At 50.4% G+C, this 19,970-nt stretch carries 17 protein-coding genes; 12 read left to right on the top strand and 5 right to left on the bottom strand.

The window, feature by feature from the left end; all coding sequences use genetic code 11:
• Window positions 1–33: 33 nt before the first annotated feature.
• Window positions 34–498, bottom strand: a complete 465-nt coding sequence (locus tag ACTHSX_RS05235; RefSeq protein ID WP_440376947.1) for a cyclic pyranopterin monophosphate synthase MoaC — start codon at window positions 496–498, stop codon at window positions 34–36.
• A 187-nt stretch (window positions 499–685) separates the two neighbouring features.
• Between ACTHSX_RS05235 and ppc the strand changes: the two genes are divergently transcribed.
• The 4 genes from ppc to tyrS all read left to right on the top strand — a co-directional run bounded on the left by ppc (window position 686) and on the right by tyrS (window position 8,336).
• A complete protein-coding gene (ppc, locus tag ACTHSX_RS05240) occupies window positions 686–3,388 on the top strand; it encodes a phosphoenolpyruvate carboxylase (RefSeq protein ID WP_440376946.1) in 2,703 nt (900 codons plus the stop codon).
• Window positions 3,389–3,528: 140 nt separating this feature from the next.
• Window positions 3,529–4,620 carry a redox-regulated ATPase YchF gene (gene ychF, locus ACTHSX_RS05245; protein WP_440376945.1) on the top strand — a complete coding sequence of 364 codons (1,092 nt, stop codon included), beginning with the start codon at window positions 3,529–3,531 and terminating at the stop codon, window positions 4,618–4,620.
• A gap of 485 nt (window positions 4,621–5,105) precedes the next feature.
• Window positions 5,106–6,965, top strand: a complete 1,860-nt coding sequence (locus ACTHSX_RS05250) for an acyltransferase family protein (RefSeq protein ID WP_440376944.1) — start codon at window positions 5,106–5,108, stop codon at window positions 6,963–6,965.
• A gap of 75 nt (window positions 6,966–7,040) precedes the next feature.
• Entirely contained in the window at window positions 7,041–8,336 is a 1,296-nt protein-coding gene (tyrS, locus tag ACTHSX_RS05255) for a tyrosine--tRNA ligase (RefSeq protein ID WP_440376943.1), read from the top strand.
• 170 nt (window positions 8,337–8,506) lie between these two features.
• On the opposite strand, the gene hslO is transcribed toward tyrS, so the two are convergent.
• Window positions 8,507–9,403: an Hsp33 family molecular chaperone HslO gene (gene hslO, locus ACTHSX_RS05260; RefSeq protein ID WP_440376942.1), complete on the bottom strand. Its 897-nt coding sequence runs from the start codon at window positions 9,401–9,403 to the stop codon at window positions 8,507–8,509.
• 260 nt (window positions 9,404–9,663) lie between these two features.
• On the opposite strand from hslO, the gene ACTHSX_RS05265 reads away from it, so the two are divergent.
• Together ACTHSX_RS05265 and ACTHSX_RS05270 are read left to right on the top strand one after the other, a co-directional pair.
• The gene (locus ACTHSX_RS05265) at window positions 9,664–10,293 is read left to right on the top strand and encodes a C40 family peptidase (protein WP_440376941.1); all 630 of its coding nucleotides are present in this window, start codon (window positions 9,664–9,666) and stop codon (window positions 10,291–10,293) included.
• 8 nt (window positions 10,294–10,301) lie between these two features.
• The gene (locus ACTHSX_RS05270; protein WP_004519529.1) at window positions 10,302–10,523 is read left to right on the top strand and encodes a hypothetical protein; all 222 of its coding nucleotides are present in this window, start codon (window positions 10,302–10,304) and stop codon (window positions 10,521–10,523) included.
• Window positions 10,524–10,604: 81 nt separating this feature from the next.
• Here the strand turns inward: ACTHSX_RS05270 and ACTHSX_RS05275 are convergent, their stop codons facing one another.
• Genes ACTHSX_RS05275 through dxs form a run of 3 tightly spaced genes read right to left on the bottom strand, consistent with a single transcriptional unit; the run spans window position 10,605 to window position 14,976 of the window.
• On the bottom strand, window positions 10,605–12,005 hold the full coding sequence (locus tag ACTHSX_RS05275) for an L-serine ammonia-lyase (RefSeq protein WP_440376940.1): 1,401 nt from the start codon (window positions 12,003–12,005) through the stop codon (window positions 10,605–10,607).
• 35 nt (window positions 12,006–12,040) lie between these two features.
• Window positions 12,041–13,051: a glycosyltransferase family 2 protein gene (locus ACTHSX_RS05280; protein WP_440376939.1), complete on the bottom strand. Its 1,011-nt coding sequence runs from the start codon at window positions 13,049–13,051 to the stop codon at window positions 12,041–12,043.
• Between the two features lie 35 nt (window positions 13,052–13,086).
• Window positions 13,087–14,976 (bottom strand): 1-deoxy-D-xylulose-5-phosphate synthase, encoded by a 1,890-nt coding sequence (dxs, locus tag ACTHSX_RS05285; RefSeq protein WP_440376938.1) that lies wholly within the window; start codon window positions 14,974–14,976, stop codon window positions 13,087–13,089.
• Between the two features lie 133 nt (window positions 14,977–15,109).
• On the opposite strand from dxs, the gene orn reads away from it, so the two are divergent.
• The 6 genes from orn (at window position 15,110) to ACTHSX_RS05315 (ending at window position 19,918) form a co-directional block, all read left to right on the top strand.
• Entirely contained in the window at window positions 15,110–15,667 is a 558-nt protein-coding gene (gene orn / locus ACTHSX_RS05290) for an oligoribonuclease (protein WP_295862205.1), read from the top strand.
• A 63-nt stretch (window positions 15,668–15,730) separates the two neighbouring features.
• On the top strand, window positions 15,731–16,153 hold the full coding sequence (queD, locus tag ACTHSX_RS05295; RefSeq protein WP_003748900.1) for a 6-carboxytetrahydropterin synthase QueD: 423 nt from the start codon (window positions 15,731–15,733) through the stop codon (window positions 16,151–16,153).
• Between the two features lie 73 nt (window positions 16,154–16,226).
• A complete protein-coding gene (locus ACTHSX_RS05300; protein WP_440376937.1) occupies window positions 16,227–16,598 on the top strand; it encodes a DUF1304 domain-containing protein in 372 nt (123 codons plus the stop codon).
• A 106-nt stretch (window positions 16,599–16,704) separates the two neighbouring features.
• Entirely contained in the window at window positions 16,705–17,340 is a 636-nt protein-coding gene (locus tag ACTHSX_RS05305) for a 7-carboxy-7-deazaguanine synthase QueE (protein WP_440376936.1), read from the top strand.
• A gap of 331 nt (window positions 17,341–17,671) precedes the next feature.
• Entirely contained in the window at window positions 17,672–19,258 is a 1,587-nt protein-coding gene (locus ACTHSX_RS05310) for an L-lactate permease (protein WP_314597228.1), read from the top strand.
• A 297-nt stretch (window positions 19,259–19,555) separates the two neighbouring features.
• Complete coding sequence (locus ACTHSX_RS05315; protein ID WP_049328541.1) at window positions 19,556–19,918, top strand: ACP-like domain-containing protein; 363 nt, start codon at window positions 19,556–19,558, stop codon at window positions 19,916–19,918.
• Window positions 19,919–19,970 lie beyond the last annotated feature (52 nt).

Here is a 19,970-nt window from a genome sequence, read left to right on the forward strand (position 1 = left end):
TCTGAAACCCAATGTCCAGACGGCCCGAGTGATTTAGAAATTAATATTTTCGTATGCGTTGTCAAACAGGAAAGGACGGCCTTCGCTGCTGGTTTCGGATTCAAGGCGGATGCCGCTGAGCATCATATTGCGGTCAACGTCTTTCATCATGTCGTAAACGCTCAAGAGCGCCAAATTGAGGCCGGTCAAGGCTTCGGTAGCAATGCTGCCGTTGCTGTGCGCTTGGACGGTCAGCGTGGCCTTCAGGCAGGCCAACTCAACGTTAATATCGAAATCAACCTGCACTCCAATGATACGGCCGGGCAGGTGCAGCGGAATCAGGTTGGCGGTTTGTTTGATGCTCTGAATGGCGGCAACACGGGCGATGGTCAGGATACTTGCCTTTTCGGTGGCATTCTCTATCAACACCCTTATCGCCTGCTGGCTCATGTTGACGGTGCCGACGGCGATGGCGGTGTGTTGTTCAGGAAAATCGGGCTGGTTGGGAAATTCAATCATGGGTTTCTCGCCTCTGTTTTAATGGGCAATATTTTACGGCATTTTATAGACAGCGACCACGCGGCGGATACGGACGGCCGTTTTCCGGTTTGAAATGTATCGGACGGCAGCATTGGCAGTTTACAAAAATTTGCTATACAATGGATTCACGATATACCCAAATTAACATTTAAATAAGAGAAAAATCATGCAACTGCATATCTTAAATAATCCAAAAGATGCCGCTCTGGCGGCGGATGCGGAATTTTTAAAACAGTCTCTTTTCAATCTGCTGCATGAGGAAGCGTCGCCTTTGGTGGTCGAAACCGTTAAGTTATTATCGACTTCAGACGACAGCGCTGCCTTGATTGAAAAGGTGTTGCCGCAATTGGACGAACAACAAACCCACGATTTAACCTTGGCCTGCGGCCTGTTCGCACAGATTTTGAACATCGCCGAAGACGTACACCACGAACGCCGCCGCCAAATCCACGAAGAGGCCGGACACAACAGCGCCGAAGGCAGCCTGACGGAAACCGTGCGCAAGCTCAAAGCCGGAAAAATCAACGGAAAAGCGGTGCAACAACAACTGGACAACACGGTCGTTACCGCCGTTTTGACCGCGCACCCGACCGAAGTGCAACGCCAAACTGTCTTAAGCTTCAACCGCCGCATCCGCGCTCTGCTGCCGCAACGCGAACGCTGTACCAACCCTGATGCGCTGGCTCAGTTGCGCCGCGAAATCGACACCGTGCTTTTGGGCCTGTGGCAGACCAGCGAAACGCGTCGCCACAAACTTAGCGTCAACGACGAAATTAACAACGGTGTATCCATCTTCCCGATGAGCTTCTTTGAAGCCCTGCCCAAGCTCTACCGTACAATGGAGCGCGATTTTCAGACGGCCTATCCCGGAGTCCGCGTTCCGAATATCCTCAAAATCGGCGGCTGGATCGGCGGCGACCGCGACGGCAACCCGTTCGTTTCTGCCGAAACCTTGCGTTTTGCGTTCAGACGGCATGCCGACGCAGTGTTCCGTTTCTATCGCGGCGAACTCGACAAACTTTACCGCGAATTGCCGCTCTCCATCCGCCGCGTCAAAGTCAACGACGATGTGATGGCACTGGCCGCCCTCTCGCCTGACGAAGAAATCGCCCGCACCGAAGAACCCTACCGCCGCGCCATCGCCTACATCATGGCACGCGCCATGGGCAAGGCACGCTCACTCGGTTTGGGCATGGGCTGCAAATTCGGCTTCCTCGAGCCTTATGCCACGGTCGAAGAGTTCCTCAACGACCTGAAAAAACTGCAACGCTCACTCCACGAAAACGGCAGCCAACTGCTGGCAGAAGGCCGTCTGTCCGACATTATCCGCAGCGTGTCCGTGTTCGGCTTCCACATGATGCCGCTCGACCTGCGCCAACACGCAGGCAAACACGCCGATGTGGTTGCCGAGCTTTTCCAACACGCAGGCTTGGAAGACTACAACAGCCTGAACGAAGAGCAAAAACAAACCGCCCTGTTGCGCGAATTGAGCCATCAACGTCCGCTGTACAGCCCGTTCATCACATACAGCGACCATACCCGCCACGAATTGGCAATTTTCAACGAAGCGCGCAAAATCAAAGACGAATTCGGTGAAGATGCCGTCACACAAAGCATTATTTCCAACTGCGAACAACCCAGCGACCTGCTCGCCTTGGCATTGCTGCTGAAAGAAAGCGGCCTGTTGGTGGTTGAAAACGGCAAACCGCACAGTCGCATCAACATCGTGCCTCTGTTTGAAACCATCGAAGCACTCGAAAACGCCTGTCCGGTCATGGAAACCATGTTCCGCCTCGACTGGTATGATGCCCTGCTCGAAAGCCGCGGCAACATCCAAGAAATCATGCTCGGCTACTCCGACTCCAACAAAGACGGCGGCTACGTTACCAGCTCATGGTGTCTATATCAGGCAGAGTTGGGCTTGGTCGAACTCTTCAAAAAATACGATGTCCGCATGCGCCTGTTCCACGGCCGCGGCGGCAGCGTAGGTCGCGGCGGCGGCCCTTCTTACCAAGCCATTTTGGCGCAACCTGCAGGCAGCGTTGCCGGACAAATCCGCATTACCGAGCAAGGTGAAGTCATTACCGCCAAATACGCCGACCCGGGCAATGCCCAACGCAACTTGGAAACCTTGGTTGCCGCGACTTTGGAAGCCAGCATCCTGCCGGATAAAAAAGACCCTGATGCCAAACTGATGCAGGATTTGTCGGACGTATCGTTCAAATACTACCGCGAACTAATTACCCACCCCGACTTCATCGACTACTTCCTGCAAACCAGCCCGATTCAGGAAATCGCCACCCTCAACCTCGGCAGCCGTCCCGCCAGCCGCAAAACCTTGGCTCGGATTCAGGACTTGCGCGCAATTCCGTGGGTATTCTCATGGATGCAAAACCGCCTCATGCTGCCGGCTTGGTACGGTTTCGGCAGCGCAGTGGAAACCTTGTGCGAAGGCAATCCCGACACACTGGCCGCCCTACGCGAACACGCCCAAAGCAACCCGTTCTTCCAAGCCATGCTCTCCAATATGGAACAAGTGATGGCGAAAACCGACATCACTTTGGCGGAAAACTATGCCGGCTTGAGCGAATCACCCGACAAAGCAAAAGTCATCTTCGGCATGATCAAGGAAGAATACCAACGCAGCCGCAAAGCACTGCTCGACTTGCTGCAAACCGAAGAGCTCCTGCGCGACAACCGCAGCCTCGCCCGTTCGCTTGCCTTGAGGATTCCATACCTGAACGCCCTCAACGGCCTGCAAGTCGCCATGCTCAAACGCCTGCGCAAAGAACCCGACAATCCGCACGCCCTGCTGATGGTTCACTTGACCATCAACGGCGTGGCGCAAGGTTTGCGTAACACCGGCTAAGGCAGCACGGAAAAAAGGCCGTCTGAAACAGTTTTCAGACGGCCTTTTATTATAAGAACACACCAGCATTGCGGCTGTTTTGAGTACCTCCACAATATGCTATAATCCGCCGTTAAACTTTTATCTTTTCAGGAAAAACCATGAGCTTGAAATGCGGCATCGTCGGTTTGCCCAACGTCGGCAAATCCACCCTCTTTAACGCGCTGACCCAATCGGGTATCGAAGCGGCAAACTATCCTTTCTGTACCATCGAACCCAACGTCGGCATCGTTGAAGTCCCCGATCCGCGTATGGCCGAATTGGCAAAAATCGTCAATCCGCAAAAAATGCAGCCCGCCATCGTCGAATTTGTCGACATTGCCGGTTTGGTTGCAGGCGCGAGCAAAGGCGAAGGCTTGGGCAACCAGTTCCTCGCCAACATCCGCGAGACTGACGCGATTGTTAACGTCGTACGTTGCTTTGACGACGACAACATCGTTCACGTTGCAGGCAAAGTCGATCCGATTGCCGACATCGAAACCATCGGCACCGAGTTGGCACTGGCCGACTTGACCAGCGTCGAAAAAGCCATCGTCCGCGAAGAAAAACGCGCACGCTCAGGCGACAAAGACGCGCAAAAACTGGTCGAACTGTGCAAAAAACTGCTGCCGCATTTGGACGAAGGCAAGCCTGTACGCTCCTTCGGTTTGGACGCGGAAGAACTCGCCATGCTCAAACCGCTGTTCCTGCTGACTGCCAAACCTGCCATGTATGTCGGCAACGTTTCCGAAGACGGTTTTGAAAATAACCCGCACCTCGACCGCCTGAAAGAATTGGCTGAAAAAGAAAACGCGCCGGTTGTGGCCGTATGCGCCGCGATGGAAAGCGAAATCGCCGAATTGGAAGACGACGAAAAAGCCGAATTCCTCGCCGAAATGGGCTTGGAAGAACCGGGCCTGAACCGCCTGATTCGTGCCGGCTACGACCTCTTGGGCCTGCAAACCTACTTCACTGCCGGCGTCAAAGAAGTCCGCGCCTGGACCATCCACAAAGGCGACACAGCCCCGCAAGCCGCTGGCGTGATTCATACCGACTTTGAACGCGGCTTCATCCGCGCCCAAGTTATCTCCTACGAAGACTTCATCGCTTTAGGCGGCGAAGCCAAAGCCAAAGAAGCAGGCAAAATGCGTGTGGAAGGCAAAGAATACGTCGTACAAGACGGCGATGTGATGCACTTCCTCTTTAACGTATAAACCCAGCGTACCGCTTTTTTCAGACGGCCTTTTCTAAGATTAAGGCCGTCTGAATTTATTTTCAGACGGCCTCATGTCTTAAAATATCAACAAAACAAGATATTATCTCCATAATCAATGCGGGCATGTCCCGTAATTTTTCTTTCTTAAAATCTCCCATTTCTTGCCGACGCCTTACCTAAAAATAGCGCAAGGTTACATCATCAACAACAATACCATTGATATGACAATAAACAATTAAACAATACCACATCGTATTGATTCATTATAAAAACAACATATTAAATATTATGTTGAAACTATCAACTGTATTCCTACTCTAATCCATTACTATTCAAACGCATATCATCAGCAATCATTCTAAGAAGGCAAACAAACTGCCCAATACTGACAAACAATGGCCGACCTCCGAAATGCCGCCATTCTCGGCAGGAATCACTTTTCAGACGACGCCATTAAAATAAACTAATTAAAATCAAAATATTATGAGCAAAGTTTTATCTTACCGCCCAGATATTGATACATTGCGTGCCGTTGCTGTTCTATCCGTTGTCGTTTTCCATATTGAAAAAAACTGGCTGCCTGGCGGCTTTCTTGGTGTTGATATCTTTTTTGTCATTTCCGGCTTTCTGATCACGATGATTATCCATCGTGAAATGAGCAGCGGGATTTTTTCGTTCAAAAAATTTTACATCCGCCGTATCAAGCGGATACTGCCCGCATTTTTTACCGTATTGACGGTAACGCTGGTATGCGGCTTTCTTTTATTCACCAAAGATGATTTCTTCCTTTTATGGAGGACAGCCCTGTCCACCTTGGGGTTCATCTCCAATATCTTTTTTGCAAAGGGCCAGGGCTATTTCGACCCCATACAAGAAGAAAAACCTTTGCTTCACATTTGGTCTTTATCGGTCGAAGAGCAATATTATTTCGTCTTCCCGATATTGCTGTTACTGGTTGTCCGCAAAAGTTGGCGCACTCAGTTTGCCTTTCTCATCACACTATGCGTATTCAGCATTTTGGCTTCTTTTATACCGACTACACTGGATAAATATTACCTTCCCCACCTGCGCGCCTGCGAAATGCTGATCGGCTCGTTGACGGCAGTGTGGATGCAATACCGGCAACAACAAGGGCTGGATACCGGCAAACAATATGCGGCGGCAGGCGCATTACTTTCCGTATGCGTACTGTTTGCCTGCCTGTTTACCTATACGGAAAAAACCGCCTATTTCCCGGGGCCTGCCGCCATCATTCCTTGTTTGGCCGCCGCCGCATTCATTTATTTCAATCAATTTGAACACCGGCTGAAAAAATTTTTCCAATGGAAAATTACTGTCGGCATAGGCTTGATTTCCTATTCACTGTATCTGTGGCATTGGCCTGTATTGGCTTTTATGAGATACATCGGTTCAAACAATCTGCCTTCGTATTCGACTGCGGTCGCGATTGTCTTAATGTTTGCACTCTCTCTGCTTTCTTATTATTTTGTCGAGAAACCGTTTAAAAACTGGAAAGGCTCTTTTGCCCAATCTGTGACATGGATTTATGCCGTCCCCATGCTTGTTTTGGCCATAACGCCTTTTCTTGCCATGAGGCTTCCGTTTATGGAGCAGTACGATCATATGGGATTGGCGCGTTCCTACACTTCTTGCCACAACAATACCGACAAGCAATGTGTTTGGGGCGATACCGACAAACAGCCGGAATTACTGATTTTGGGCGATTCGCATGCCGACCAATATAAAACGTTTTTTGATACCGTCGGCAAAAAAGAAAAATGGTCGGCAACGATGGTCACGGCAGACAGTTGTGCCTATGTAGAAGGTTATGCCGCCCCCGTATTCAAGCAAAACGCCTCCTGCCGTGCTGTTTATGAGTATGCCAAAGAGCATCTACCCCAATACTCAAAAGTGCTTTTGGCCATGCGCTGGGGCAGCCAAATGCCTGAAAACAGTCACTCCCTTGCTTACGATGCCGATTTTTTCAAAAAATTCGACCTCATGTTGCAAAAACTTTCTTCGGAAAAACAAGCGGTTTACCTGATGATAGACAACCCTAATCTGTCATACAACGGCTTGCGCGCCTATATTCTGTCTTACCGCATACCGGGATTTAGTCAGAATCTTGCCATTGATGAAACAGTCACCTCAAAAGGAAATGAACGCATCAAAGAATTGGCAGAAAAATATGCCAATGTGCACATTATCAATGCCACTGCCTATATTCCGGAAAATTTCAAAATCAACGGATTGCCGGTTTATTCCGATAGAGACCACATCAACCCTTACGGCGGCAGAGAACTGGCCAAGCGTTTTTCTGAAAAACACACGCTTCTTCAGTAAGCCATAGCCATTCATCCGATGAAATTTGTTACAATTAGCAGTTTGTAAAACTGCTAATTTTTTTGGAAGATAACAATGAGCGTCATCAAAGACCTACAATCGCGTGGCTTAATCGCGCAAACTACCGACATCGAAGCCTTAGACGCTTTGCTAAACGAACAAAAAATTTCCCTCTATTGCGGTTTTGACCCGACAGCCGACAGCCTGCACATCGGCCACTTGCTGCCTGTATTGGCATTGCGCCGTTTCCAACAAGCCGGCCATACACCGATTGCTTTGGTGGGCGGTGCGACCGGCATGATTGGCGACCCAAGCTTTAAAGCCGCCGAACGCAGCTTGAATTCTGCCGAAACCGTTGCCGGCTGGGTAGAAAGCATCCGCAACCAACTGACCCCTTTCTTAAGCTTTGACGGCGACAACGCGGCCATTATGGCCAATAACGCCGACTGGTTCGGCAGCATGAACTGCCTCGACTTCCTGCGCGACATCGGCAAGCATTTTTCCGTCAACGCCATGCTGAACAAAGAATCCGTCAAACAGCGTATCGAGCGCGACGATGTGGGCATTTCCTTCACCGAATTCGCCTATTCCCTGCTGCAAGGCTACGACTTTGCCGAATTGAACAAACGTCATGGCGCGGTTTTGGAAATCGGCGGCTCCGACCAATGGGGCAACATCACTGCCGGTATCGACTTGACCCGCCGTCTGCACCAAAAACAAGTATTCGGCCTAACCCTGCCTTTGGTAACCAAATCAGACGGCACCAAATTCGGTAAAACCGAAGGCGGCGCGGTATGGTTGAACGCAAAGAAAACCTCTCCGTATCAGTTCTACCAATTCTGGCTGAAAGTCGCCGATGCCGATGTGTATAAATTCCTGAAATACTTCACCTTCCTGTCCATCGAAGAAATCGATGCCATCGAAGCGAAAGACAAAGCCAGCGGCACCAAGCCAGAAGCGCAACGCATTCTTGCAGAGGAAATGACCCGTCTGATTCACGGCGAAGAAGCCCTTGCTGCCGCCCAACGCATTTCTGAAAGCCTGTTTGCCGAAGACCAAAGCCATCTCACCGAAAGCGACTTCGAGCAGCTGGCACTCGACGGCCTGCCGACTTTTGAAGTTTCCGAGAGCCTCAACGTGGTGGAGACTTTGGTAAAAACCGGTTTGGCGTCTTCCAACAAAGAAGCACGCGGTTTTGTAAACAGCAAAGCGGTTTTGCTCAACGGCAAACCTGCTGAAGCCAACAATCCGAACCATGCCACTGAAAAACCTGACGATGCCTACATGCTGACCGACGAACACAAACGTTTCGGCAAATACACCATCGTCCGCCGCGGCAAACGCAACCACGCTTTGTTGGTTTGGAAATAATCTTTAAACATTAAACGCATCGTTTAAAACAATCATGCCGTCTGAAATCAGCCACGCTTTTTCAGACGGCATTTTCTATTGATGATATTCAGTTTTCCCAAAAAGAAAGGGCAGGTTTTACACCTACCCTTCTATTAAGCCAATTTCCTTAAGAAACTTTTATCCCGTGCTTACTGCAAACGCTCATTTTCTTGGCGTACGGCATTCACCACATCCGCGCCAAACAAAGCGTTGACATCGGTTTCATCAAACACATACTTGGTATGACAGAAATCGCAATCGATTTGAATGCTGCCTTGTTCCGCCACCACACCGCCAACTTCCTGACCGCCAAGCATCAACAGCATATCGCTGACTTTGCCGCGAGAGCAGGTGCAGGCAAATTCAATGGCTTCCGGTTCAAAAACGCGGGGCGGGGTTTCATGGTAAAGGCGGTAAAGGGCGTGATGCGCATCTAAACCGGTCAATTCTTGCGGAGTAAGCGTTTGCGCAAGCGTAGTCACATGCTCCCATGCGGCATCATCCAATTCTTCTTCCGGCAGACGTTGCAGCAATAATGCGCCTGCGGCTTGGTCGTCGGCGGCAAGCGTAATATAGGTATCGAGCTGCTCGGAACGTTTCATATAGTTGACCAGCATTTGCGCAATGCTGTCGCCTTCCAGCGGGACAACACCTTGCCATGGGTCGGCATCTTTAGGCTGATGGGTCAAAACGAACACGCTGTTTTCGCCCAACAGCGCAGTCAGGCTTTCATCATCACGGATGTCAGCGGTTTCGTCCCAACGCGCGGTAGCACGGACAGTATTTTCAGAAGTCGCTTCCACCACCAACATTTTCAGACGGCCCTGACCTTGAACCTGAACAATCAGCGTGCCTTCGTTTTTAAGGTTGGCAGACAATAAAGAACCGGCGGCCAACAATTCACCCAATGCGCGACGAATGGCGACAGGATAATGTTTTTGGTTGACGATGTGGTGCCAAACCTTTTCGAGGCGGATGTGCATGCCGCGGATAGGCATATCGTCGAAGATAAAGCGTGTACGGATATCGCTGTGATTTTGTGTCATGTCAGTCTCTGAAAATAAATCAATGAATGCCGCTTATATGGTTGCAGCGGCGGATAAATCAAGCGAAACCGCTTTTGATGTTTTTCTAGTTTGTTTGGAAACAAGGGTTTAACGCAAAATAACAGCAGTTTTTTTGCCAAAAAGACGGTTTTTGAATACAATCAAACAGATAACAAGAGAATGATACGGGATAACATCTCAGAAACCGGCAATGTGCCTGCAATCGGCAGGGAATGCCTTCTGAAACGGAAGTTTTTATAATGAATTTTTTACTCCGGCTCGCAGCAGTTTGGACTTCGGTCGCCATGCTCGCGAGCGTCAATTTTTCTTACGCCGATGATTTGGAAAACCTGATTACCACCCGTCAGCGTGTTTTAAACCAATTCAACGACAACGCCAACGTTTACGGCGATACGCGTCAGGCAACCCCTGTCCACCCCGTCAATACATACTCCGCTCCAAGCAACAATACGCGCTCCCCTTCAGGCAATGCAGACGAATTGATCGGCAGCGCCATGGGCTTGCTCGGCGTGGCCTACCGCTACGGCGGCACATCAGCTTCTACTGGCTTTGACTGCAGCGGCTTCATGCAACACATCTTTAAACGCGCCATGGGCGTAAACCTGCCGCGCACCTCTGCCGAACAGGCGCAAATGGGCGTTGCCGTGAGCCGTTCCGAGTTGCAGCCGGGCGACATGGTCTTTTTCCGCACCATGGGGCGCGGCCGTATTTCCCACGTCGGCCTTTACATCGGCAACAACAATTTCATTCATGCGCCGAGAACAGGCAAACGTATCGAAATTACCAGCCTCGGCCATAAATATTGGAACGCGAAATACGCCTTTGGCCGCCGCGTGAAGAAAAATGATCCATCCCGTTTCTTGAATTGAGGTACATGATGGCAATGCCGCAAATGCCCAAATGGTATGACGATGACGGTCAGATTGTTTCCTGCACCGAAAAAGTCAAAGTCATGACCGAAAACTTGAACGAACTGTACCAAATAGCGCAGGACGCATTTGAAGACGCGCTACTGATGGGTTGCTCCGAAAAACAGTTGCGCGAATACTTCCGCGACTTAATGGCCGGACTGGAAAACCCTTATCAAAAAAACGGTTAGTTATTCGATCCATACAAAAAAAGGCCGTCTGAAAGTTTCTCAGACGGCCTTTTTTTATCGGGCATATCCCCTACCCTATTACTAACATTCCACCACGCGCACGGATACCGGCACGGCTTTTTTCTGCAAGGTAATAGCCAAACCTGCGAGTGAGGTTTCTTTATAAGTTGCCTTCATATCGCGGCCGGTTTGCAACATAGTTTGAATCACTTCATCAAGGGAGACTTTTTTGTCTGTGCCGTCTTCCAAAAGCGCGAGGGTGGCGAGCTTGAGGGCTTTTTCGGCGGCGATGCCGTTGCGCTCGATACAGGGGATTTGCACCAAGCCGCCGACAGGGTCGCAGGTCAGACCTAAGTGGTGTTCCATGGCCATTTCGGCGGCGTTTTCCACTTGTTTCGGGGTACCGCCGATAACTTCGGCGTATGCGCCTGCCGCCATGGAACACGCCACGCCGACTTCACCTTGGCAACCGACGTCCGCACCGGAAATCGACGCGTTGGTTTTATACAAAATACCGATGGCGCCGGCAGTCAGCAGGAAATCTTCGACACGCGATTGGTTGGCGTGCGGATTAAATTTGCGGAAATAGTGCAAAACGGCAGGAATAATGCCTGCCGCGCCGTTGGTGGGTGCGGTTACGACACGGCCGCCGGCGGCGTTCTCTTCATTGACCGCCATGGCGTATACCATCGGCCAAAGTTGGGTATTGACGATTTCGCTCTCGCGCAGGACTTTGAGTTTGGCTGCCAACTGCGGCGCGCGTCGGCGCACGTTCAAGCCGCCGGGCAACTGCCCTTCCGCACCCAAGCCGCGCTTGATGCAGTTTTCCATCACATCGGCCACAGCGGCCACACGGCGGCGCACTTCAGCCTCATCGCAACCTGCCAACGCCGCTTCATTGGCCAACACAACTTCGGAAATATTCAACTGGTTCAGACGGCATTGTGCCAACAACTCGTCGCAGTTTTTGTATGGATACGGCACATCGCCATTTTCCTGCGCCTCTTGTGCAAATCCTTCGTCTGTTACGATAAAACCGCCGCCGACCGAATAATAAATCTGCTCTTTCAGCTTCAAGCCGTCTGAATGGTAGGCGATAAAGTTCAAACCGTTCGGATGTTTGGGCAACACTTTGTCGCCGCGGATATCCAAATCTTTTTCAGGATTGAAGGCCATTTCGCGGCCGTTGAGTTTTAAAACGTGCTGCGTTCGGATGAGTTCCAAGCGTTGGGGGATATCTGCAAGCGGGATATCGTGCGGCAGGCTGCCTTCCAAACCGAGCAGCAATGCGTCGAATGTGCCGTGTCCGATGCCGGTTAAAGCAAGCGAGCCGTATACTTCAATGACAATGCGCGCCACTTGTGTATCCAAGTTTTCGGCATGCAGCAAATCGGCAAAAGCAGCCGCTGCCTTCATCGGGCCGACAGTGTGCGAGCTGGACGGGCCGATGCCGATTTTGAAAATATCAAAGATGCTGATCATAACTTTCCTATTATTGTGTGTGCGGGCTGTGTTTTTCAGACGGCCTTAAGGCCTAAAGAGGAATCTTGTACGCCGCTTGCCAATGCAAGTACCAGATGCCCAACAGTCATCAAAGGATCGCCTGCTTCCGGCGAGGTGTATTTCAGCATCAGCGGTTTTTTACGCAAGGGTTCGTAACGGCTGACTTTACAATGCGGGTCTTCCAAACTTGTAGAGCCGGAGCGGTATCTGTATGCCAACAGCCGTAAATCGTTCAAGTCCATCTTCATGCCGTTATCCAACAATTCGCGCAACTGGTTTTCCCAGGCAATATCGTTGCTTCCGTCTTTAATGGCAATCAAGATGGACTTTTCGAGGATTTTTTTGATGTGCTGGTTCAAGGAGCGGATTGGGAAATGCCCCAGCCACAACAAATCGGTCTCTGCAAATTGTGCGGAAAACTGCTCGATAAACCAGGAATGTAAACCTCGATAATCCGGCGAATGAAACAGGGTTGATTTAACCTTATTGCCATCTTTATCCAACATATAATGGCTGCCGATAATCATGCTGCAAGATTCAGCAGCCCATCTGGGAATAATGACTTTGGGGGTAAAGAGCGTTTCGAGGCGTTGCTCGGTAAATTGTGTGGTGAAATCGGGGTTGTATTGCAACGATGTCGGCAAATAGCCGCGCCAAAGGTACATACCGATCCTGCTTTCTCCGATGATATCCAAGAGTTGTTCCAGCATGGTACGGCTAGGACATGAAATAAATTCGTCCGCATCCAGCGGGAAAACGAAATCTATCGCTTCATCTTTTGCTACAAGCTGCTTCATAAGCAGGTTTACCAATTGGTCTTGATTGAACTTGAGCGCTTGATATTGATAGATAAATATCGGTAAACCTTCTTCTTTCAATTGAATCAGGATTTCCCTTGTGCCATCGCTGCTGCCATGATCGATGATGTGCATTTCATCCATCAGCTCGAGATTATGACGGACAAACGATTCGATAACGTCGTTTTCGTTGCGCACCATACTGATGCTGATTAATTTTTTTCCCATAAATTACGCAATGTATTGAGATGTTTTAATATTTTTCAGACGGCCTCTATCCAACCGGCAATGCGTTTTTCAACGGCTTCGGCATTCAGCCCCAAATCGGCTAAAAGTTTTTTCGGATCGCCGTGTTCGGTAACTTTGTCTTCTACACCCAGCAGCAATACAGGTTTGCAGATGCCGTGTTTCGCCAACACTTCCAACACCGCGCTGCCTGCGCCGCCTTGTTCGGCGTTTTCTTCAGCGGTAACGATGTAATCGTGGCTCCGGGCAAGGCTGACGATCAGCTCTTCATCTATCGGTTTGACAAAGCGCATATCGGCAACGGTCGCATTCAGCTTGTCGGCGGCGGTCAATGATGGGGCAACCATGCTGCCAAAAGCAATAATGGCAATTTTCTCGCCTTCGCGACGGATGATGCCTTTGCCGATTTCAACGGTTTCCAGGCCGTCTGAAACGGTTGCGCCCGTGCCTGTGCCGCGCGGATAACGGACGGCGGACGGCGAATTTGCCTGATAGCAGGTTGAGAGCAGCAGGCGGCATTCGTTTTCATCGCTAGGTGCGGCAATAATCATGTTCGGCACACAACGTAAAAAACTCAAGTCGTATAAGCCGGCATGGGTCGGGCCGTCTGCACCGACAATACCTGCACGGTCGATGGCGAACAAAACAGGCAGGTTTTGCAAGGCAACGTCGTGCACCAACTGATCGTAAGCGCGTTGCAGGAAAGTGGAGTAAATCGCCACGACAGGCTTAATGCCTTCGCATGCCAAACCGCCTGCAAAGGTAACGGCGTGTTGCTCGGCGATGCCGACGTCGAAATAGCGGTCGGGGAATTGCTGTTCAAACTCAACCAAGCCGCTTCCCTCGCGCATGGCAGGCGTAATGGCAACCAAACGTTCGTCCGCCGCCGCTTGGTCGCACAGCCATTGGCCGAACACTTGCGTATAAGTCGGTTTGGCCGCGGCAGGTTTGACTTCCGGCGCAGGCACTTCGCTCGGCAACTTGGCGACGGCGTGGTATTTGACAGGGTCGTTTTCGGCGAATTTGTAGCCGTTGCCTTTTTTGGTGATGACGTGCAACAACTGAGGGCCTTTGCGGCCGCGCAAGTCTTTTAATACGTCCACCAGATTTTCAACGTTGTGGCCGTCCACCGGGCCGGTGTAACGGAAACCGAAGTTTTCAAACAAAGACAGCGACTGTTTAGCGTGTTCCGCTTCGCCTGCCAAGGTTTTGATTTTATTTTCGACTTTTTGGGCAAGCTCCATCGCGCCGGGCAATTTATCCAATACTTTGCTCGATTGGGCTTTGATGGTGCTCAACAGGCCGTGCATATCGCGCACGACGTTGCTGGCAAGGTATTTCGGCAGCGCGCCGACATTGGGGGAAATCGACATTTCGTTGTCGTTAAGGATAACCAGCAAATCGACATCCATATCGCCTGCGCAGTTCAGGGCTTCAAATGCCTGACCTGCCGTCATGGCTCCGTCGCCGATGATGGCGACGCTGCGGCGGTTGTTGCCCAACTGTTTGTCAGCAACGGCCATGCCCAATGCCGCGCCGATGGATGTGGAAGAATGCCCCACGCCGAACGCGTCGTATTCCGACTCACTGCGTTTCGGGAAACCCGCCAAACCGCCGTATTGGCGCATGGTATGCATTTGATTTTTGCGGCCGGTGAGGATTTTGTGCGGATAGCTTTGATGGCCGACATCCCAGACCAAATGGTCTTCGGGCGTGTCGTACACATAATGCAGCGCCACCGTCAGCTCGACCGCGCCCAAGTTACTGGCGAAATGGCCGCCCGTCTTACCGACGGAATCCAACAGAAATTCGCGCAATTCGGCGGCGACTTGCGGCAGCTGTTTTTTCTCCAGACGGCGCAAATCCTGAGGCGTATCGATAATATCGAGCAAAGGGCTTGGGTTCATGATTTTTGGCGGTGATTTTTTGTGTAACGGACGATTATATCAAGAGATTGCACAACTTGTTACAAATGCTTTCAGACGGCCCGAACCTTTATCCTTTATAATACTGCCAACTGAAAACACAAGGCCGTCTGAAATGACCCAAAACGCAAACAATCTCTGCTGGCTCGATATGGAAATGACCGGCCTCAACCCGGAACATGACCGCATTATCGAAGTTGCCATGATCATTACCGACTCCGATTTGAACGTACTGGCGCAATCGGACGTTTACGTCATCCATCAAAGCGACGAGTTGCTCGACGGCATGGACGAGTGGAACACCGCCACCCACGGCCGCACCGGCCTGACCCAACGCGTGCGCGAATCCAGACTGACCGAAGCCGAAGTCGAGCAAAACCTGTTGGACTTCATGTCCGCATGGATACCCGAAAAATCCACGCCCATGTGCGGCAACTCCATCCATCAAGACCGCCGTTTCATGGTCAAATACATGCCGCGTTTGGAAGCCTATTTCCACTACCGCAACTTGGACGTATCCACGCTGAAAGAATTGGCCAAACGCTGGAATCCGGCTGTTGCCAAAAGCGTGGTTAAACGCGGTTCGCACAAGGCATTGGACGACATCCTCGAAAGCATCGAAGAAATGCGCCATTATCGCGAGCATTTCCTCAAACTTCCTTCCGAACAATAATCCCAAGGCCGTCTGAAACAGGTTTTACACCGTTCAGACGGCCTCATCGGCTTCCTTCATCTCATGAAAATCACCAAAATCTTTACCTTCGATTCCTCGCACATGCTCGACGGGCATGACGGCAAGTGCCAAAACCTGCACGGCCACACCTACAAACTCGAAATCACCGTCTCCGCGCCCGTTATCCAAGGCGGCGCAAAAGACGGCATGGTGATGGACTTTACCGACCTGAAAGCCATTGTCAAACAACACATTACCGACCCGTTCGACCATGCCTTCATCTATCACGGCAACAACGAACGCGAAAGCCAAATCGCCGCGCTTTTGGAAGGCTGGAACATGAAAACCCTGCGCCTGCCCTGCCGCACCACCGCCGAAAACATGAGCGTAGAAATGTATGGCCGTCTGAAAAACGCCGGTGTCAAAGTGTGCAGCGTAAAATTATGGGAAACGCCGACTTCGTGTGCAGAATATGAAGGGGAATAAACCGACGGCCTGTATTTTTCAGACGGCCTGTTCCCCAAACACACCCATCCGCCAAACATCAAAAGGAATCTTCATGAAACTCCTCTCCACCCTCCTCGTCCTATTCGTCGCTGTCGAACATTTCTACATCGCCTGGCTCGAAATGACGCAAATCCCAAGCGAAAAAGCATCAGAACTGTTCAACATGCCTTACGAATTTATAGAACAAAAACACGTGCAAACCCTGTTTTCCAACCAAGGTCTGTACAACGGCTTCCTCGCCATCGGCTTGGTATGGGCGCGCTTTGCCGCACCCGACAACGCGGTTTACGGCGCGACCATCCTGTTCCTCGGCTTCGTCCTCATCGCCGCCGCATGGGGCGCGTTTTCATCCGGCAACAAAGGCATCTTGCTCAAACAAGGCTTGCCGGCATTTTTGGCCGCCGCAGCCGTCATTAACGCTTAAATACAACAGCCATTCTTTCCCCTCAAACTAACAGAAAGAATGGCTGCCTCAACCGATTTCTCAAAACGCTTCACCACAACAATTAAAACCCGCACACCCAATATTCATGACCATTCAAATCACTCCGAACAATCCCCAATACCGCATTGTCGAAATCTTTGAAAGCCTGCAAGGCGAAGGCTGGAATACAGGCATGCCCGCCGTTTTCATCCGTTTGGGTAAATGCAATCTCGCCTGCAGCTGGTGCGATACCGACTACCTTAAATTCGGCATGATGAGCCTGTCCGATATTTTAGGCCGTCTGAAAACCTACACGGCGCGCAACATCATCATTACCGGCGGCGAACCCACCATTCAACCGTATTTGGATACCCTGCTCAATGCACTCAAAGCCGAAGGCTATTTTCTGTGTATCGAAACCAACGGCCTCAACCCCGCGCCGCCGCAAATCGACTACGTTGCCACCAGTCCTAAAGCCTGCTATGCCGCCAAATATGAATCTAGTTGCATTGAGAAAGCCAATGAAGTGCGCATTATTGCCGACGGCGATGTCATTGCGTTTTGCCAAGAAATGGAACGCAAAATCCGCGCCCAACATTACTACCTCTCGCCTTGCGAACAAGACGGTGTGATGAATATCTACGACACCATCCGCCAAATCGGCGTATTAAACAGCCGACCCGACGCCCCCGTCCATTGGCAACTGAGCGTACAAACGCATAAATGGGCAGGAATAGAATAATTCGTTTGAAATCAATTAAAAACAAAACCTTTACAAAATATTGAATGTAAATACCATTAGATATTCGACCAAATGCACTACTGGCAATGCTCTCAGGCCGTCTGAAAACCCAATTTCAGACGGCCTTTTTTGTTACAAACCTCTTGACCGATTACATAAGATTACGTAAAGTGTGCAACAGTTTTCATAAATTGGTAAAACCAATTTACCTGATAACTGGTTGCATCTAAAAGGTGGCAATCCTTATTCGAAAAACATCTATTACTCAACACATCGCATCAAACCGCCATTGATTGACGGTTATGATGCTTGTTGCCCCGAGGATAATCCCATGGCTCTCTTTCTCAGTATTTTTCCCATCGTGCTGCTGATCTGGCTGATGGTTAAGAAAAACAGTATGCCGTCCTACGTCGCGCTGCCAATTACCGCCGCGCTGATTTATGCCATCAAACTGTTTTATTTCGGCGACGACGCCATGTTGCTCAATGCAACAGCCGCATCCGGCCTCGTCTCTACCCTGACCCCGATTACCGTGATTTTCGGTGCCATTATGTTTAACCGCATGATGGAAACCACCGGCTGTATCGACGTCATCCGCAAATGGCTGGCTACCATCAGCCCGAATCCGATTGCCCAGTTGATGATCATTGGCTGGTCTTTCGCCTTTATGATTGAAGGCGCATCCGGTTTCGGTACGCCTGCCGCCATTGCCGCGCCAATCCTGATGAGCTTGGGCTTTAACCCGTTAAAAGTAGCTATCTTCGCTTTGGTCATGAACTCCGTACCTGTTTCCTTCGGTGCAGTAGGTACTCCGACTTGGTTCGGCTTCGCACCTTTGGGCTTGGACCAAAAGAGCATTATGGAAATCGGTATGCAAACCGGCGTAATGCACTTCTTTGCAGGTTTCGTGATCCCTGTTATCGGCTTGAGCTTCATCGTACCTTGGGCTGAAATCCGCAAAAACTTGGGCTTCATCGGTATCGCCGTATTCTCCTGTACCCTTCCTTACGTCGCGTTGGCAATGGTCAATGAAGAATTCCCATCTCTGGTTGCTGGCGCAATCGGTCTGATGGTGTCCGTATTCGCGGCCAACCACGGCTGGGGCTTGAGCAAAGACCATCCGAAAGACCCGAATGCCGAAAAAGTACCTTTCGCCCAAGTTGCCAAAGCACTTGCCCCTCTGGGTATGCTTATCGGTATGCTGGTGGTTACCCGTATCAAACAGCTCGGCATCAAAGGCCTGCTGACCAGCAAAGAAGAATGGTTCAGCTTCCAACTGCCGTTTGATTTGTCCAAAATCACCGTCAGCGACTCTCTGACCATCACCTTCGGCAACATCTTCGGCCAAGGCGTAAATGCTTCCTACCAAACCCTCTACGTTCCGGCCTGGATTCCGTTTGTCTTCACTGTTTGGATTTGCATCCTGCTGTACAAAACCAAATTCAAAGATGCGTGGTCTTTCTACGCTGCAACCTTCAACCAAACTAAAAAACCTCTGCTTGCCCTGATGGGTGCGCTGATTATGGTTCAACTGATGATGGTTGGCGGCGACGACTCCATGGTAAAAATCATCGGTAAAGAATTTGCCAATATGGCCGGTGAACACTGGGTGTACTTCTCCCCATACTTGGGCGCAATCGGTGCATTCTTCTCCGGCTCCAACACTGTATCCAACCTGACCTTTGGCCCGATTCAACAACAAATCGCGCTTGATACCGGCCTGTCCGTTACCCTCATCCTCGCCCTGCAATCCGTCGGCGGCGCAATGGGCAACATGGTCTGCATCAACAACATCATCGCCGTGTGCAGCGTGTTGAACGTGAACAACGCCGAAGGTGCCATCATCAAGAAAACTGTTATTCCTATGACCATCTACGGCATCATCGCCGTGACTGTGGCTGCAATTTTCTTCTTGTAAACCGCTTCATATCAAAGGCCGTCTGAATATTCAGACGGCCTTTTTTGTATTCTTTCGCTATATTTCTTAAAGAATCATTAATGTATATATTCCGCAACAACCCGCATAACCACTTTGCAACACCAAATCACAAACAACTTTCTATTAATAAACAATCGGGTAACCATAAGTAAACACTGTTTTGCAATTTACCTAATTGCCACTACCGACAAAACGCCTAAAATACGCTTCATCTGCAAACGAAAACCCTTTCTCACTTTGCAAGATAACACACAACCCTCATATGGAGCTTAGATCATGAAATTACTTTCTGTTATCACTGCAGCCGCATTGGCTACTGTTTCCTTCTCCGCTGCCGCTGCACCTGCCGGCTTCGTTTCTTACAGTTGTGACGGTGGCAAATCACTGAACGTGATGTACGGCTTTGACCGTAGCGGCCGTGCAGTTACTGCCGACGTAAACGCCGGTGGCAAAAAAGCCTCTTTGGTTGTCGACAAAAAACGTTCTGACAGCACTGGCACTACTTTCACCAACCGCCGCGGCTATACAATGTCTGCCGGTTTCATCGACAAAAACACCCACACTACTTCTGAAGTAGTTGGCGTGAACGCCCCTAACGGCTCATTCCTGGTGAAAAACTGCGAACCACGTCCACGTTAATCCCAGTTTTCCTATTTAACCGAATCATCCCGGTTTGATAGAAAGACCGTCT

Origin of the sequence: Neisseria sp. P0014.S002, from assembly GCF_051958295.1 — a bacterium.
In the GTDB taxonomy this organism is placed as follows: Bacteria; Pseudomonadota; Gammaproteobacteria; order Burkholderiales; family Neisseriaceae; genus Neisseria; species Neisseria flavescens_B.